General features: G+C 56.8%; 12 protein-coding genes. 6 read left to right on the top strand and 6 right to left on the bottom strand.

The window, feature by feature from the left end:
* Positions 1–172 precede the first annotated feature (172 nt).
* Positions 173–628, top strand: coding sequence for a DUF2846 domain-containing protein (locus AACH87_RS00125; RefSeq protein ID WP_338796668.1), 456 nt, complete (start codon positions 173–175; stop codon positions 626–628).
* 43 nt (positions 629–671) lie between these two features.
* Here the strand turns inward: AACH87_RS00125 and AACH87_RS00120 are convergent, their stop codons facing one another.
* From AACH87_RS00120 to AACH87_RS00100, 5 genes are all read right to left on the bottom strand, one after another.
* On the bottom strand, positions 672–2,009 hold the full coding sequence (locus AACH87_RS00120; protein WP_338796667.1) for a hypothetical protein: 1,338 nt from the start codon (positions 2,007–2,009) through the stop codon (positions 672–674).
* A gap of 1,201 nt (positions 2,010–3,210) precedes the next feature.
* The gene (locus AACH87_RS00115; RefSeq protein ID WP_338796666.1) at positions 3,211–4,251 is read right to left on the bottom strand and encodes a TniB family NTP-binding protein; all 1,041 of its coding nucleotides are present in this window, start codon (positions 4,249–4,251) and stop codon (positions 3,211–3,213) included.
* A complete protein-coding gene (locus AACH87_RS00110) occupies positions 4,248–6,239 on the bottom strand; it encodes a hypothetical protein (protein ID WP_338796664.1) in 1,992 nt (663 codons plus the stop codon). The genes AACH87_RS00115 and AACH87_RS00110 overlap by 4 nt, the downstream gene beginning before the upstream one ends.
* Positions 6,220–6,888 carry a TnsA endonuclease N-terminal domain-containing protein gene (locus AACH87_RS00105; RefSeq protein ID WP_338796662.1) on the bottom strand — a complete coding sequence of 223 codons (669 nt, stop codon included), beginning with the start codon at positions 6,886–6,888 and terminating at the stop codon, positions 6,220–6,222. The genes AACH87_RS00110 and AACH87_RS00105 overlap by 20 nt, the downstream gene beginning before the upstream one ends.
* A 476-nt stretch (positions 6,889–7,364) precedes the next feature.
* The gene (locus tag AACH87_RS00100; RefSeq protein WP_338796661.1) at positions 7,365–7,643 is read right to left on the bottom strand and encodes a hypothetical protein; all 279 of its coding nucleotides are present in this window, start codon (positions 7,641–7,643) and stop codon (positions 7,365–7,367) included.
* On the opposite strand from AACH87_RS00100, the gene AACH87_RS00095 reads away from it, so the two are divergent.
* Both AACH87_RS00095 and AACH87_RS00090 read left to right on the top strand, forming a co-directional pair.
* Positions 7,642–8,145: a helix-turn-helix transcriptional regulator gene (locus AACH87_RS00095; RefSeq protein ID WP_338796660.1), complete on the top strand. Its 504-nt coding sequence runs from the start codon at positions 7,642–7,644 to the stop codon at positions 8,143–8,145. The two genes, AACH87_RS00100 and AACH87_RS00095, sit on opposite strands and share 2 nt — an antisense overlap.
* Positions 8,146–8,147: 2 nt before the next feature.
* Positions 8,148–8,783, top strand: coding sequence for a hypothetical protein (locus AACH87_RS00090; protein WP_338796659.1), 636 nt, complete (start codon positions 8,148–8,150; stop codon positions 8,781–8,783).
* Positions 8,784–8,913: 130 nt separating this feature from the next.
* On the opposite strand, the gene AACH87_RS00085 is transcribed toward AACH87_RS00090, so the two are convergent.
* Positions 8,914–9,981 carry a hypothetical protein gene (locus tag AACH87_RS00085; RefSeq protein WP_338796658.1) on the bottom strand — a complete coding sequence of 356 codons (1,068 nt, stop codon included), beginning with the start codon at positions 9,979–9,981 and terminating at the stop codon, positions 8,914–8,916.
* Positions 9,982–9,999: 18 nt separating this feature from the next.
* Here AACH87_RS00085 and AACH87_RS00080 point away from each other — a divergent pair, with 18 nt between their 5' ends.
* From AACH87_RS00080 to AACH87_RS00070, 3 genes are all read left to right on the top strand, one after another.
* Complete coding sequence (locus AACH87_RS00080) at positions 10,000–10,872, top strand: competence protein CoiA family protein (protein ID WP_338796657.1); 873 nt, start codon at positions 10,000–10,002, stop codon at positions 10,870–10,872.
* A 99-nt stretch (positions 10,873–10,971) separates the two neighbouring features.
* Positions 10,972–12,495 (top strand): sigma-54 dependent transcriptional regulator, encoded by a 1,524-nt coding sequence (locus tag AACH87_RS00075; RefSeq protein ID WP_338796656.1) that lies wholly within the window; start codon positions 10,972–10,974, stop codon positions 12,493–12,495.
* A gap of 34 nt (positions 12,496–12,529) precedes the next feature.
* Complete coding sequence (locus AACH87_RS00070; RefSeq protein WP_338796655.1) at positions 12,530–15,979, top strand: DEAD/DEAH box helicase family protein; 3,450 nt, start codon at positions 12,530–12,532, stop codon at positions 15,977–15,979.
* Positions 15,980–15,996 lie beyond the last annotated feature (17 nt).

Here is a 15,996-nt window from a genome sequence, read left to right as displayed (position 1 = left end):
CGCCTCGTCTGCATTCCTGACGCCATCGGCTTGCGCTTCGCTATGGCACCTCCCTCGCAACTGGCTGGGGGCCCATCTCCATGAGGTGTAACAGTCTGAAATATTTTAGTGTATAGTCTACTGGTTTTTTGCAATCTGTTGACATTCTTGAGAATTCATAGGGACGATAAGCATGAATGGCTGGAAGTTGTGTCTTGCATTATTTTTTTCGTTGACTCTATCCGCCTGTACTACGGTAAATTTTTCTTCTAAAGAAGCGGAAGCTGACGCAAAGCAGTTCAAAGCTCCATCGGAAAATAAATCTGGAATTTATGTGTACAGGGATGGAGTTATAGGTGCAGCTCGTGCTAGACAAGTCTGGGTTGAGGAAGAGTGTATTGGTACGGTTTCTGGAAAAACTTTTATCTACAAAGAAATTCCCGGAGGCCAAGAATACAAAATATCGACATCGACGGCTATTGGAAAAAACTCAATAACCCTTAAAGTATTGCCAGGCAAAAATTACTTCGTTAGGCAATATTTGATTATTGCGCCGATATCTGGAATGACGTACTTGGAAGAAAAAGGGGAAGTTGAAGCTATCGAAGCCATTAAGGAACTTCGGTTACGCCCGAATCAGTGTGATTAGTCAATGGCTAGCATTGACTCCGGACCAAAAAATTAGCAACTGCTTATGTGGTTTTCACGCCTGCGAGCCATGAAATACCTTTCAAACCTTCACGTCGGTAGAGGGTTTGTCTGCAGTTGCCTACAGTGCGACTCGCTACAGGCTCAATTCCGTCTGAGGCAAGCGCTGCAATGACGGCGCGAGGTGAGCGGCCCAAGGACTTCGCCAGATCTACCGCAAATACATAGGTTTCGTGAAACGTAGCCAACGCTCGCACGTTAACGCCTTGAGCCTGTCGCCGACCGCAGGTGTAAATCTCGGTTTCCAGGAGGCCGAGGTTCACCAGTGCATATGCCACCTCCTGCTTCACACCCAGTCGGACAGCGACGTCGGGGATGGACAAGATGGAGCTCGTCTGGCCGCCATATCTTTCGAGCAGTTGATCACGATGGAACAGAAGCCCTGCCAAGCCAACTGAATCGGTGTGATGGCCGATGGGTTGGAAGACTTGAGCTTCGACATCACTTAATAAAGCACAGACTCGCCGCTCATCCAGGGGCCCATAGCGCAACACTTGATCCAATGAAGTTGCCCACGACGGTATCGAGTCGTAGCTGATCAATTCGTTGAGCCTGTCGGTCCACGTTTTGACCCAATGCCTTGGAATAAGCCACGGTCCACCATGCAAGGCCGACTTCTTGGCGTCAGTACAAAGATACGGCAACAACCTGCTTAACCGTTGACGTTTCAATCCCAAAACCGAAGATGCTTCCTCCAGGCAGATGTCTTCGGTTGCAACGCTGGCCAAGGTCTGGATATCTGACTGACGAATCATCACAAACTTGCGTCCGGCTGCTGTGGTTCGCCGTGTCGACTGCAGCTCGTTCTGCTCTATCAGTTCCAGAATCCGCCGTTTGGATAGACCAGTCTGCGAAGCGGCCGCTGAGATCGGTACCCAGTTCAACCTTGACCACAGAGAATCAGGCATCCGAAGGTTTCGTCGTCCCATCGCGCCGGACCAGTGACCCGCGATGTAGTCCTCGAATGCCGTGCGCACCCAGTCAAACTTGGGATCCTTGAAGGCCCCGTACAGCGCTCGGTAGAACCCACCAAAGACACCAGGCAATCGTCCTGAGTTCGCTTGGCCCGCAGCCAGTTTGCTTTGGCGATCCAGCATGTGGTGAAGCCCAGCAGGCCATGACGCCAAGATTTCTGCCGCGACAGTGCTCACCGTCCAGGAGATGTTGAGAGCTTCTGCTGTAGCAATTTTCTGCGGCGCCCGGGCATGTTGGGAAGAGCCGTAAACGCCAAGCAATCGGACCAATCTGCTGCATTGCAGCGGGGATAGCCTCTTGAGTTCCGGTATTTCCGTTTCCGGAAGGCCTAGTACCAGCTGTTCCATGGATTGACTCAATCGAACAACTGCTTGGGGCGCGGCACTCGATGGAGCGTCACAGAGATTGGCGTTGCATCGGCAGCGTGTCATGGATGGCCGGCACCACGTGACTGGGACGCCGCATTGGTGGCAAACGTCCACGAGCCAGCTTCCGCAGGTGGTGCACGCGTCGGCAAAAAGCAGCTCCCACCCTACACGCCCAAAGCCATGATCGCCCAGGCATCGCGGACACCAGCGCGCTCTGCGATGGAGCCACACGGCTGTGTCTTGCATACAGATCCATCGCAAAAAAGGCTGCGTGGCGGTGGTGTCGTCCTCAGTTCCATACATGTCCTCCTGCTCAATCGCGCTGAACGGCAGCATGTTCGAATCAGCCAGCCTCATGCGATAGCTGTTCGGGCCCTCGGTCTCTAGCGGGGATGGACGCAACAGTAAGCAGCTCATAAGTTGCTTGATCAATGTGCTGATGATCAGGTCTGAGCAAGAGGAATGGTGAGCCTGCCACGGCCCATGCTGTTTTTGAGGGCGGGTGACGATCCGTGCCCATAGTGGCTTGCGAAGTAATACCCCGCCCGGATTACATCGGCCATTTCCAAAAGCTTGAATAGACGCATCGGGGGATCAATACATCTATCCGAGGCCAGGCGATGGACCCTACTGATAGATTCACGGAACGAAAGCCCGACCTGCACGGACCACCTCGTTTCCCAACTCAGCGCTCCTTGCGTTGCTATGTCGGTAAGCGATCGGCCACAGAAGCAATGCAGGAGCTCAGTTCGATCCCAAGAAAGCTTGCGTTTGCACTGATCGCATTTCTCCAGAAGACGCACGCCGTGCTTCTCGCACGCGACGTATGCCTTCAGTTCCCATTCACCGCGAGACCACGGCTCCTCGTATAGACAGTGTGGACACACGTTGCGGGCACTGATACGCATCTCAGACAAAGGTAGCTGGTCTTCCCCGAGGTAGAAGAGAGACGCTTTACCACTGGTCTTCGGCTCCGGCGTCAATCGACCACGGAGCTTCTGACTTAGCTCATGGTCTCGGTTTTCAACGAGACTCACAAACCACTGCGCGAGTGCAAGAGCATTGCCAACGTACAGACGTGGATATGCATTCACTAACGCCGCCTTGTACATGTAGGCGCGTAGGCTTTCTGTTGCTTCCAGTGGTGGTGTCAGCAACAGGTTGGGGAGGCTGCTCTCCATTATTTATTCCGCTTTCCTGAACCGGTTGCAGCTCTTGCGCGCTGGCTGAGTGTGTAGGCAGTGGGGTCATCCCAGATAGAGAATGGCTCGTTTGCTTGGTCCAGCCGTCGCGGTGTGTTGGCCGGGTTGAATGGATTGAGTGCATCAGGAACATCCGCCCAAACCTGGACCTTGAATGCGTGTTGCAGTGCGTTGTAGTCCACAGTGGGGTGCGGATTACGAGCCGATGCAATCACCAATTCATCAATGATTTTGACTACGTAGTCGATCAAGCCATTGGTGGCAAAGTGAAAGCGCATTGCCACCTCGGAATCGCTCAAATCCAGCCCCTCTTGGTAGGGCATGAGTGACTGCAGGTGTTGAAGAACGCTTCTGAAGGTGAGTTGTTCTTCGGCTGTAGCGAATCCGAACTCCGCAAGATGTATGGGAGAAGAGAATCGACGCCTGAGTTGTTCATTGGAATTCAGCGCAGAAATTGCCCGTGGCAAACCAAAGAGCACGACAGGTACACCGCATTCGTTGATGAGGTTCTTCAGCCAGTCGGTCACTCGCCGGTACTCAGGGCGCTTGCTGTCGCAGAAATGATGGAATTCATCAATCAGTAACAGCTGAATCTCGCACTCTTTCACGAAATGGATGATGCGCTGGGTTTTCACGGCAGCGGAACCACGGGCAGCGGCCGTGTCGCCCAGAGCTACAAGCACTGCTTCCGTGAACGAACGCACTGTGGGGGACTCGGGCGCCACCACCCTCAGCACGGGGATGATCGTTTTGCGAGGAGTGGATTGGCGTGGGAACTGCTGCACGTAGTATCGAAGGACAGTTGACTTTCCGCAGCCGCTCTGGCCATAGATCAGCAGCGCCCCTGGAACCTTGGCGAGCGTCCATCTTTCATGCGCTAACGCAATAGCTCGCACTGCCTTGGTAAAGCTGTCGTGTTCAATGATGCGATCACGTACCGTGAACACGTAGTGGGTCTGGTTCTTGGACCTTGCAGTACCTGTAAGCCCAAGCATGCGGAGCTCAGCAAGTTTGCTCATGCCATCTCCAGGCTTTGGGTACTGATGTTGAATTTGGGGAGCAACGTAGACTGAGCCAGGACTGGAAGCGGTGGAGCTTTCTCCAGTATCAGAGGCTGGAGCGCCTGATCCATGGCCTCGCTTGCGCGGGCTGCGGTTGCGCCATCGCTGTCCTGCATCGAGAAGGCCGCAGCTTTTTTGCGCTTTGCAGTTTTGTGGCTGCGTAGTGCATCGGCGATCATTTGCTGGATCTCTGCTTTGGCTTCACGCAGCTGTTGCTGGGTCCATTCATCGCCAAACCGCTTGACCACCTGCCGCCGCACGAGCAGGTGAGAGTGACGGTTCAGACCTTCGCAGTACTCTTGGTCATTCGCTGGGACACGGATGTATTCATCTGTGCTGGGCATCAGTACGTCGACGTACGAAATGTCGTGTTCATAGACCCGGATCTGGACCACAAGCTTTTCGCGCGAACGCTCAAGAAGCGAGCCTAGGATGGGAGAGTTGTAGCGAACATGGTCGTACTCAACCCCATAGTGAAACAGTGTCCGAGTAGCGATTTGACCGACCATCAAATCGAGCTGTCTCGGGTATGCCGGCAAATCAAAGGCTCGTTTTCCTTCGAGTTCTTGCCAGACAAATAAAGGTGTTTTGCCCTGCAAGCCTTTATGAGGCGTGCAGTGGTAGACATCCACAATCCACTTCACGAGGATGTGTGTTACGGTGTCGATGTCTAACGCCGCTGCTTGTTCGGATGGGTAATCTCGCCTTTCGTCCACACAGTTGAAAACAGTGCCGGGCATCTGATGAAAGAGGCTCTCGTTCAGCGTTCTGAAAGTCCGCTCCACTGCTCCCTTCAGTTCTGGGTGCGCGGCCGGACAGTACTGAATTTCGATTCCCGCTTCCAGTCCAAAGAGATCGACCGCATCCGAGTGAAGCTCCATGCCGTTGTCCACCACGACTTTTCCGGGCAGTCCGCGCGCGGGCCAAGGGTTCTTGATCCCCTTGACGGATCCGACCAGCTCATCCTTGGGGCGGATTGCCATGCGCAACGCATACAGAACCGAATATGCGGACGGTGCATGAAAGCTGATGTAGAAGCCCATGACCATGCGGCTCATGCGATCAATCACCAAGGTCAGCCACGGACGACCTAGGACCATTCGTGTGATGCGGCAAACCACCAGCACATCCAAGGGCGTATGGTCGATCTCCCATCGCTCCAAAATGTCCTTGACCTTCAGCGCCCCTGTGACAACGCGCAGCTCCCGCTCCGTGTAGGAGCCGCCCTCCCTAGCCCTGTCCACTACAGCCCGGTATAGCGTGTTAAGCCATCGGTATATCGTGGCTCTGGACGGCGGCTTGAGCTGTTGATCTGGCGCCAGACTGCGGTTCATCCGCACAAAGCGATCTGCTACACCGTCCGCCACTGCCTTGCCGGGCATCCGCTGTCTGGTCAAAAAGACTTCGTTCACCGTTTCTTCAAAAACGCTGAACTGAACAGGATCCGTCTTGAAGTGGTTGCGGCAGCGGCGGTCTACTAATTTTGAAAAGCAACGGGTCGCTCGAAACGCAGTCCACCAACGCCATAGCGAAGACCAACTTGGAGGCGCTTTGTCTCCCTGTTCTGAGGCGATGACCTGTATTGCTCTGGTTAGGCGTTCCGGGTTGCAGACAAAACCTTTAGGCGTCTCCATCATGAGCTGCTGCGCTCGGTTCAGGTATTCGAGCTTGCGCTTAACTTCGGTTTGTTCGTCGGGTTTGAGCGATCGTAGATCCTGGGGTGTAGCGAGGTAGATCAGCTCTTTGGTCGGCCCCAGTGAAGTTTCGTCCACCACCCAGGTCGCATCGGACCAGCGTCGATACACCTCTTGTTCCGTCAAGACTTCGATGTCGCCAGAGTCTTCGTGTTCGAATTGCAATTTGCAGGTAGCCGTACGCTTGAGAAGCGTCCAGATTTTCGTGTCCTGTAGGAATCGAAGGCCCTTTCTAAAGGAGAAACGCACCATCGCCGGCCTCCTTGTTCAGTGCGGTCCATACCTTGCTCGCTGGAGTGAGCTGCAGCTCCAGATTTGTTCGCAGTTGGCCGCGCGCGATGAGCGCAAGCACCATTTGTTCGTCGCCCAAAAGTACCGATAGCTCTGCCGTCGTGTACAGCCGGTGGTTGTTCAGGCCATTCACGGCCGAATGCACGCTCGTGTCAATCCGGACGGCTTTCGTGGCCTTCCATAGCTCTTCTAGATTGGTGTGTAGCGGCTCCCGGCGAATTTGGTCCTCGCTGAGAATTCGATAGGTGCGTCCTTGCTGGGCGAACCGAAGGGCGATCAGTTCGAGCTTTCGTTTGATCTTGGTGCGCGAAAGATCAACTTTGCGCTTTACTTCGATCAACACTTGGCTTCCGTCAATGAGGCGCAATAGGAAATCCGGATAGCAAATACAGGCATTTCCGAATTCGTTGTAGTACGTCTCTTCGCTGGGCTGTTCCTGGTAAGACTCAATGAGCGGATGCATCTCGAATTGCAGAACTGCGTCCCGCTCCAGCGGCGACTCCCAGTGGACTTGCTTTTGTAGCTTTCTGCTGGGGAACTTACCCCGGATGCCGCGCCCGCTGCGGGTTATGACTCTTCTTGCTCTCATGTTTTCTTTGAAGAATGGCAAGGCCTGCCCCTGCGAAAAGTGAGGGGCAAATGCCTTTGAGATGAGTGAACTGGAATGCGAACCGCCGCCTTTCTGTGGACGTAGGCCGTGGGTTCGCAAAGTGTCAGGTGACGGCGAAGGCCGTCTCAAGTCATGGGTTTGCAGTCATGTTTTCACTCCACTGCGCCTCAGGGGCGCACACTTAGCCACCGCCGCTGTGCGGCAGACGAAGTTGGGCTTTTTGGGGTAGTGGGAGAGCAGTACGTAGGCGCGAGCTGGCCCGCAGCGCTCGCGCTTGACAGCGCGTCTGTACGTTTAGACAATGCAGACAAGCAGAACCATTTGCTTGCACGTCAAAACGCCCCGCTACCGCGTCAACGGTTTCGGGGCGTTGTGCTTTCCCAGCTGGCAGTTACGGCGACATGCTGGGCTCCTTGAGAGAGATTGATTGTTTCATCATTGCGGGGAAGGCAGCCTTGGGCTGCCGAGAAATGAATTTATGACTGTTCGGACTGGCTGTCTGCCAAGTCGGTCATAGGTGGGGTGTGAGCAAACCGAAGTTCATCGGCATTGCCAAGCAGACCGGGTTTTAGACCCAGTAAAACTGCGATTTCGTGACTTTGACCTCGAACGGCAGCCTTGCGTCCGGCAAGGATTTGGTAGGTTAATTGGGCGGAAACACCGCGCACACGTGCCCACTCGCTCACGCTGATCCCACGTTTCTTGAACTCAGCGCGGACGTCAGCAACGGTACAAACTGGTACGATTTGCGTCATGACGGGTCAAAAAGTTTCGAAAACGGGCAAGAATGTTCTGAATTCAGGATATCATAGCGAACCGCCCGGCTGCGTCAACTCCCAATCGTTCGGGAGCCGGCTGAGAGAAGAGCGAGAGCGGCTGGGGCTAAGTCAGACGCAATTTGCCGACGTCGGTGGTGTTGCCCGTACCACTCAGCACATCTATGAAACCGACATCCGTGCCCCCGACGTGGCTTACCTGGAAAAGCTGCGCGGAATTGGTGTTGATGTGTCGTATTTGGTCATCGGCTCGCGGCAGGCCGCTGCCGGCGGCGACACATTGACGGTCAGCTACCCAGCGCTGCTGAACATCTATCGGATCGTGGATGAGTTCTGCGTAGACGAAGATGGCGCGCCTATGCCACTGGAAGTTCGAGCTCGCTTCTTTCAACTATTGTGTGTGTCGCTAAAGGACAAAAGCGGTCAAGACCAGAGCCTGGATTCCTTGCGTAGTGAGCTGCGCAGGCTGACGGGTACTTGATGATGGCAGTTGTTTCTAAATTGAAGGATACGGCCAAAAATTTTCTTAAAGCGCGTGATCGCTTTTGGTCCGGCGTCTGGTGGACAGAATGGCAGATTCGGCGCAATGAGAGAAAGCTGGCAGAGGCTTTGGAGGATTTCGGTGAGGACTCAATGCCTGTGCGTCAGCTCACCGAGCGACATCGCAAGCTGGTAAAGGGCGCTAGGTACTGGAGACCTTCCGATCCTGTTGTCATTCGCGTCCTTGAGGCTAGCGAACGGGCCGGGGCATCCAGGTCTGACCTTCGAGTTCTGGCTCTTAATCGAGATGCCGTTCGGGTCAACGATCAGGTGCAGGTTCGTCGAGGTTGGGGCTATACGCTTCTCGCGATGTCTGCTCTGGGGATTTTTCTGGCAATTTGGCTGATGCTGATGGCCCAAGTCGCCTCCTCACCTGCTAGATGGGAGATAAAGGCCGCCATCGCAGGGGGGGTGACGCTCTTCTTTTGGCTGATTTGGCCGGGATGGGGCTTGTATACGACTCGAGCGCTTGATGCTGCAGCGAGCGCAGGCGAAACCGTTGAGCGCATTGGGGGGCTGCACAACGTCGAGAGTGCTACTGTCATTTCAATGCAAGAGCAGCGTCAGCATCCACGTTAGCTCTGCACCGATTCTCACCAACGCGGTCTCTTCACAAACGGATGGTGCAGATGAACCCTGCCTTGTGATACGCGCCCTGCCCGACACAGTTCGGTTTGCAAGCAGGACTCAATGGCTTCGCCGAGTGCGGTTATCTAATACGCCTGCCGCGTCTGGTAACCCGATCAAAGGTAAACACATGCTCCTGGGGTGATTCCACGCAGCAGCCAAATAGCCGACGCCGTTCGTGTCCCTCCCCGTAACGCAACTCAACCGCAGCTGAGCACTCGGGACAAGTGGCTGTGTACCGAACCAAACCGATCACGCGTTCGTCTCCCGCCCTGAAGCTTTCCAGTTGAGCGGGAGCTTCCTTCCAACTGACCAGCAGTTCTGACGCCGGAGCAATTCGGTCTGAAAGCAGCCACCAGCCATCGCGGATTGCTTTTCCCAAAATCCAACTGATCAAAATCGCCAATACGGCAAAAGCCAGATCTGAAGTTGCCAATGGCCGGTGGACAAAAAGGTGCAACCATCCAACTCCTGCCAGTGACAGTACGCACAGCGCGGGCAAGAGGATGGTGCTCCCAAATGCCAAGCCTCGAACTGATTTGATCTTGAACGATCCTTTGCCAAGCAGTGGCTTAGCGATGAAAGAGCACTTCACTAAGCCTGCTTCAGCGTACTCGTACTTGATCTGTTGTTTGTCGGTATCTGAAAGGACTTCAACCAGTTGATCATCGGGTTGCCCCTCTGCAGCGTCATCATTATTTTCGAGTGAGTAGACCTCCAGAAACCATCGCGCACGATGCCGACCACCGGGAGACAGTTTCTTTAGTCGAAGCGCATGGCGGAAACCTCGTCCCTCAAAGAAGGCTTCGACGCTTGATCGGCGACTTTCGAGATAACGAGTCAAGTTAGCGTTTTTGACCTTGGTCGAGGACGCTTCATAGTCTTCCTGCTCCGGCATATCGGAAGCCTCGGTGAGCTCCTGTGCATCGAATTCAGGCGGCTGTCCCCCCTTGGAATTGGCACTCAGGGTGATGGATTCGCTCACCAATGCGCGCACAAGCTTCGATGCCGTGGCTTCATCGCGCTGTACGTCCAGCCAGTCGCGCATACACAGCAACAGATCGCGAAAAGTGGGCTGGGTCAACCCGTTGGCAACCGGTTCAGGGCTGGTTGGCAGGGATTCGGATCGCAACACTTGGTTTTCCTTCACTCAACTCTTGGAATCCCTATGTTGTCACTATTCGCATTGCACGAATCCAATCGTTTCGTTCATGTGAGCGAGGTCGAGCGTGGCTTGGCCTGTGATTGCCGATGTGCTGTTTGCGGTGAGCCGGTTATTGCCCGGCAGGGCGAACTCAGGGAGCACCACTTTGCGCACAGCTCGAACGCCGAACCCTGCGCTTCTAGCTACGAATCAGATCTGCACCGCTTTGCCAAGAGAGTAATCGTCGAAGCCCGAGGGTTGGTCGTCCCAGTGACTCCCGCTGCATCTCAAGCGCTGGGATACGGCGGACGGTTAGATCCATCTATCCTGTTGGCATGCACTGACATCGAGGAGGAAGTTGCTGTTGGAGAGCTCCGCCCCGACTTGTTGGCGGCGACGGTTGCAGGGGTGACGGTGGCCATTGAAGTCGCCTACTCGTCCTTTTGCAGTGTAGACAAGTGCCTAGCCTATGAGCAACTAAAACTACCTGCTTTGGAGATTGATCTCCGTGCGTTCACCCACACCGCCTTTGATGTCGCCAAAGTCAAACATGCCATCTTGGAGGATGTCGGGGGAAAAGCGTGGCTCTGGCCCATGAACATTGAGGCCGAGCAGCCGGTAGATGCGTCTGCTGAGAACGCCCCTACGCAACGCTTCCTTCCGGAGGAAATCGTGACGATCCATGGACGTTGGATATCGGTAAAAGAGCTGCCCAGTGGAGATATCGCCATCAAAGCAGTGCGATATGACCCAGATGTCGTCTCTGTTGTGCGAACCGTCGCACGCGCGCATTTTGGTCGTTATCGCGAGGCTTACCATAGCTGGGTCATTCCACGCTTCAGGGCGCAGGCAGCGCGGTTGCAATTGCGTTCTATTGCCTCAGCCGACCTGTGCTGAGCGTTGCTTGAAGCGGTAGGCGTAGTGTGCACCGGAGCTCCGCACCGCGGATAGCATAAAAACTCTTATGTTTTCCAGAAGCTCACTTATCATGACAACATGACCAGTGAATCATGGCTCGTCGCATGGATCGGTAAAACCGACCATGAAGCCGCGGAAGGCCTGCTTGGCAAAGACGTAGGACCCATAGCGAGTTCCCTCATAGGGACGGTGCGGTACAGCCGCGTCTATCTGCTCACCAATTACGATTTTTCCCGCAGTAAGCGCTATTGCGATTGGTTGGAAAAGACGGCTGGATATGCATCAACCCAAGTAGACCTTTATCAGGTAGACCTTGAGAGTCCAATCGACTACGGAGCGATCTACGAGTCGGTCTCGGCGAACCTGAAGGGCGCTGGGTTACCGCGTGACGATGTAGAGCTCACCTTCCATCTCAGCCCGGGCACGCCCGCAATGGCTGCGATCTGGATCATCCTCGCCAAGACACGTTTTCCCGCAAAGCTGATACAGACCTCTCGCGAGAGGGGGCTAGAGCCAGTCAATTTCTTTTTTGATCTGGCCAGCGACTTTCTGCCCGAATATCTTCAGCGCACTGGCGAACGAATCATCCGTTTGACTCAGGGGGCTAAGGAAGTCGCGCCGGAGTTTGAAAGGATCATTCACAGTAGCGCAGCAGTTCGGCAGCAGATTGATTTAGCCCGCCGAGTTGCCGTTCTCGATGTACCAGTCCTTGTCCTTGGAGAGACCGGGACAGGGAAAGAGCTTTTTGCCGAAGCCATCCACGCGGCAAGTCCCCGGGCAGAGCATGTGTTCGTGGCGGTTAACTGCGGAGCCATGTCCCCGGAATTGGCAAGCTCGGAGCTGTTTGGTCACAAGCGCGGTGCTTTCACCGGTGCCGTCGCCGAGCGCAAAGGCCACTTTCAAGAAGCCAGCGGGGGCACGCTCTTTCTAGATGAAATTGGTGATTTGCCTGCTGATACCCAAGTGCGGCTGCTTCGTGTCCTTCAGACTGGCGAGGTCACGCCCCTTGGTTCGTCAAAACCAATCAAGGTGAATGTTCGGATCATCGCGGCGACACACCGCGATCTGTCAGCCGATGTCGCGACAGGGCGTTTCCGGGAGGACCTGTTTCATCGCTTGGCCGTCGGTATTCTTCGTTTACCTCCACTGCGCCACCGCGATCATGATGTAGAGATCTTGATCGACCACTTCTTGGAGCAAATCAATGCTGATGCTCGTGGAAGACCTGAGGCGCAAGATAAAAGACTTTCTAAAAACGCAAGAAAAGTTCTTCTTGCATACCCTTGGCCTGGTAATGTGCGCGAGCTTTATCACACCCTCGTACGAGCATCTATCTGGTCACTAGGGGCGGAAATCAGCGACGAGGATGTGAATTCAGCGCTGCTTCGGATCGAGCGCAAGAGCGATGGTGTTCTAGGCCGTCCACTCATGCAAGGTTTTGATTTGAAAGGACTTTTGGATGAGGTAGCTCGAGATTACATCGCTAGAGCGCTCAAGCAATCAGGGGACAGGAAGTCTGTAGCGGCCGAGCTGCTTGGATTCCCGACATATCAAACTTTGGGAAACTGGATGAAGCGCCTCGGCGTTGATTCCGCGGAATAGGGAGGCTGGCACGGCTTTCGCGAACAGAGGCGGTATGCCCGACGCAAAAACCCGTCAGATGTGGATGCAGGATCTTCGATCGCTGAACTTCGAGCCGCTGCGCGCGGTGTACCCCGAGCTCGCCAACATGGGCGGGTACGCAGAGCACTACGCGCACACCGACCCAGAGAGCGCGCTGGTCAAGCTGCGCAACTTCGCCGAGCGCTTGGTCGATCGGGTCTACGACAAGCTAAAGCTGCAGCGCGTACCGCAGTCCAACCTCGTGGATCTGCTCCACAACGCGAGCTTCCGCGAGGTGGCTCAGCCTCTGGTTCTCGATAAGCTGCACCTTTTGCGGCGTCTCGGCAACCGCGGCGCACACGGGGAAGACGTGGAGGCGGCTGACGCTGTTCGCTGCGTGCACGAGGCTTGGCAACTTGCGCGCTGGCTGCATGTGAGCTTCTTGGGCGGGCAGGTCAATGACTTTGTCGAGTTCAAGCAGCCCCCCGTAGAGGGCATCGACAGTAAGGCTGAAATTAAGCGTAGGGCCAAAGCGCTGGCTGAGGAGAACAACCTCAAGGAGCAGCGCCTTCGGCAAGCGCTGGAGGAGCTTGCCGCCCTGCGTGCTGCGGACCGAGCCTCCACCCCAGCTACGCAACTGGCGGCACCACCGACCGAGCTGGAGCTGCTGCAGGCAGGCCAAGCATCCGCCGCCGCCGCTAACCAACTGAAGTTCAGCGAGGACAACACCCGCAAGTGGCTGATCGACCGCGATCTGCGGATGGCCGGGTGGGACGTGCCAGCTGCCACGGCGTCTAGCGATTCCGTTGGCCAAGAGGTTGAGGTTCCGCATCAGCCCACCCCAACCGGCAAGGGCTACTGCGACTACGTGCTGTGGGACGACAACGGCAAGCCGCTCGCCGTCGTGGAGGCCAAGAAGACCCAGGTCGATGCACGTGCAGGGCAGGAGCAGGCCAGGCTGTACGCAGACGCGCTGGAGAATGTGCACGGCCAGCGGCCTATGATCTTCTACACCAACGGCCACGACATCTGGGTGTGGGATGACGCCGGTGGCTATCCGCCACGCTCGGTCTTCGGCTTCTTCTCCAAGGACACCCTGCAGTACCGCGTCGGCTTCCAGCGCCGCGAAAAGTTGGACCTGCTGACCAACGTTCGCCCGGACGCCAGCATCGCCGGCCGTCTGTACCAGATCGAGAGCATCACCCGGGTTGCCGAGCGCTTCTCGCAGCGCCATCGCCGCGCCCTAGTGGTTCAGGCCACCGGCACGGGCAAGACGCGTGTGGCCATTGCCTTGGCCAAGCTGCTCATCGACGCCCGCTGGGTGAAGCGCGTGCTGTTCCTGTGTGACCGCAAGGAACTGCGCAAGCAGGCCAAGAACGCCTTCAACGACTTCGTTCAGGAGCCCATCTACGTGATCGGCCAGGCCAACGATGTCGGCAAGATGGATGCGCGGATCTACATCGGCATCTACCAAGGCCTGATCAACGACTACGAGGCCTTCGATGTCGGCTTCTTCGACCTGATCATCGCGGACGAATCACACCGCTCGATCTACAACCTCTACGGCGACCTGTTCAAGTACTTCGACGCTATCCAGGTTGGCCTGACTGCCACGCCCGTGGAGATGGTCAGCCGCAGCACCTGTCGGCTCTTTGGCTGCGACTATAAGCTGCCAACCGCCAACTACCCGCTGGAGCAGGCCATTGCCGACCGCAACCTGGTGCCGTTCCGCGTCGTCGCACACACCACGAGGTTTCTGCGCGATGGCATCAAGGCCGCGCACCTGACCGACCAGCAGATCGCCCAGCTGGAAGACCAGGGCATCGATCCGAACACCCTGGACTTCGACGCCCAGGAGATCGACGCGGCCGTGTTCAACAAGGACACCAACCGCGTCATCCTGCGCAACCTGATGGACAACGGCCTGCGCGACGCCGACGGCCAACTGCCCGGCAAGACCATCGTCTTTGCCCGCAACATCGACCATGCCCGCCTGATGGCGGCGCTGTTCGACGAGATGTACCCGCAGTTCGCCGGCAAGTTCTGCCGCGTCATCCACTCCAAGGAGCCGCGGGCCGAAGACCTGATCGACCAGTTCAAGGAGCCCAAGGGCGACTTGCGCATCGCCATCTCGGTGGACATGCTGGACACCGGCATCGATGTGCCCGAGGTGGTCAACCTCGTCTTCGCTAAGCCGGTCAAGAGCAAGGTCAAGTTCTGGCAGATGATCGGCCGAGGCACGCGCCTCTGCAAAGATCTGTTCGGGCCGAGCAAGGACAAGAGCGAGTTCCTGATCTTTGATCACTGGGGCAACTTCGCCTTCCACGACCTGAACGCGGACGAGGTCGAGCCCAACATCCCCAAGCCGCTAACCCAGCGCCGCTATGAGGCCCGCATCGAGTTGGCAGCCCTGGCGCTTGCGCGGTCAGACCTGCAGGCCTTCGACCACCTGGCCCAACAACTGCAGCAAGACGCCGCCGCGCTGCCCGATGGCACCATTGCCGTCCGCGAGAACTGGCAGGCCTTGCAGCAGGCCCGCGATGCCAAGCTCGTCCACCAGTTCGCCCCCGTCACCCGCCAACTGCTGACGGACACCGTGGCGCCCCTGATGAGCGCGCTGGACGTGCGCGGCCAGGGCGATGCCCTGCGCTGGGACCTGCTGCTGTCCAAAGCCCAGGCTGCCGCCATTGCCGAACCCGGAAAGCCTAACCCGCAACGCGAGGAGATCCTGGAATGGCTGGATCGGCTGCCGCCGCACCTGAACCCGGTGCGCGCCAAGGCCAACGAACTCAAGGCCCTGCGCTCCGACGCCTTCTGGCAGCAGCCCACCTTCCGCCAGCTCGATGCCATGCGCGAGGCACTGCGCGGCATCATGGACCTGGCCGAGGCGCCAGTACGGCCGCCTCCCACGCCCACCACGGTGTTGGACGTGCGTGAAGACGAAGCCGAGTACCGGGTTGAACACCGCTCCACCAATGTCAAGTCGGTCGACTTCATCATCTACCGAAAGGCGGTGCAGGCCGCGCTGGAGCCGCTGTTCGCCACCGACCCCGTGCTGCAGAAGGTGCGCCGAGGTGAGCCCATCACGCCGGAAGAGCTGGATCAGCTCAACAGCCTTCTGCACACCCGAAACCCGAACGTGAACCTGACCACGCTGCGCGAGTTTTATCCCGATACCGCGGTGCCGCTGGCCCACATCCTGCGGGCCATCGTGGGTCTGGACCATGAGGCGGTGGACGCCCAGTTCACCACCTTCGCCCAGAGCCATGCGCTGACCAGCCAGCAGCTGCGCTTCCTGGCCATGCTGAAGGACCACATCCGCCAGTTCGGCGCCATCGCTGTGGCGCAACTGTTCGACGCCCCGTTCAACACCCTCCATGCCGAGGGCCTGGGCGGCGTCTTCCCCAATCCAACCCAACTCGATGAGCTGGTGGCGCTGGTGCGCGGCTTTGGTGAGCCGCTTCAACCGCCCGCCACCAACTGACCTTTCGCCCAACAAGC

It is taken from the genome of Acidovorax sp. DW039 (assembly GCF_037101375.1).
Taxonomy (GTDB): domain Bacteria; phylum Pseudomonadota; class Gammaproteobacteria; order Burkholderiales; family Burkholderiaceae_C; genus Acidovorax.
The sequence above is the reverse complement of the archived record's forward strand: the minus strand, read 5'-3'. Positions and strand labels throughout refer to the sequence as shown.

Bases quoted from the DNA above. Each gene is read 5' to 3' on its own strand.
- AACH87_RS00125 (WP_338796668.1), top strand. From the start codon at position 173: ATGAATGGCTGGAAGTTGTGTCTTGCATTATTTTTTTCGTTGACTCTA.
- AACH87_RS00120 (WP_338796667.1), bottom strand. From the start codon at position 2,009: ATGGAACAGCTGGTACTAGGCCTTCCGGAAACGGAAATACCGGAACTC.
- AACH87_RS00115 (WP_338796666.1), bottom strand. From the start codon at position 4,251: ATGAGCAAACTTGCTGAGCTCCGCATGCTTGGGCTTACAGGTACTGCA.
- AACH87_RS00110 (WP_338796664.1), bottom strand. From the start codon at position 6,239: ATGGTGCGTTTCTCCTTTAGAAAGGGCCTTCGATTCCTACAGGACACG.
- AACH87_RS00095 (WP_338796660.1), top strand. From the start codon at position 7,642: ATGACGGGTCAAAAAGTTTCGAAAACGGGCAAGAATGTTCTGAATTCA.
- AACH87_RS00100 (WP_338796661.1), bottom strand. From the start codon at position 7,643: ATGACGCAAATCGTACCAGTTTGTACCGTTGCTGACGTCCGCGCTGAG.
- AACH87_RS00090 (WP_338796659.1), top strand. From the start codon at position 8,148: ATGGCAGTTGTTTCTAAATTGAAGGATACGGCCAAAAATTTTCTTAAA.
- AACH87_RS00080 (WP_338796657.1), top strand. From the start codon at position 10,000: ATGTTGTCACTATTCGCATTGCACGAATCCAATCGTTTCGTTCATGTG.
- AACH87_RS00075 (WP_338796656.1), top strand. From the start codon at position 10,972: ATGACCAGTGAATCATGGCTCGTCGCATGGATCGGTAAAACCGACCAT.
- AACH87_RS00070 (WP_338796655.1), top strand. From the start codon at position 12,530: ATGCCCGACGCAAAAACCCGTCAGATGTGGATGCAGGATCTTCGATCG.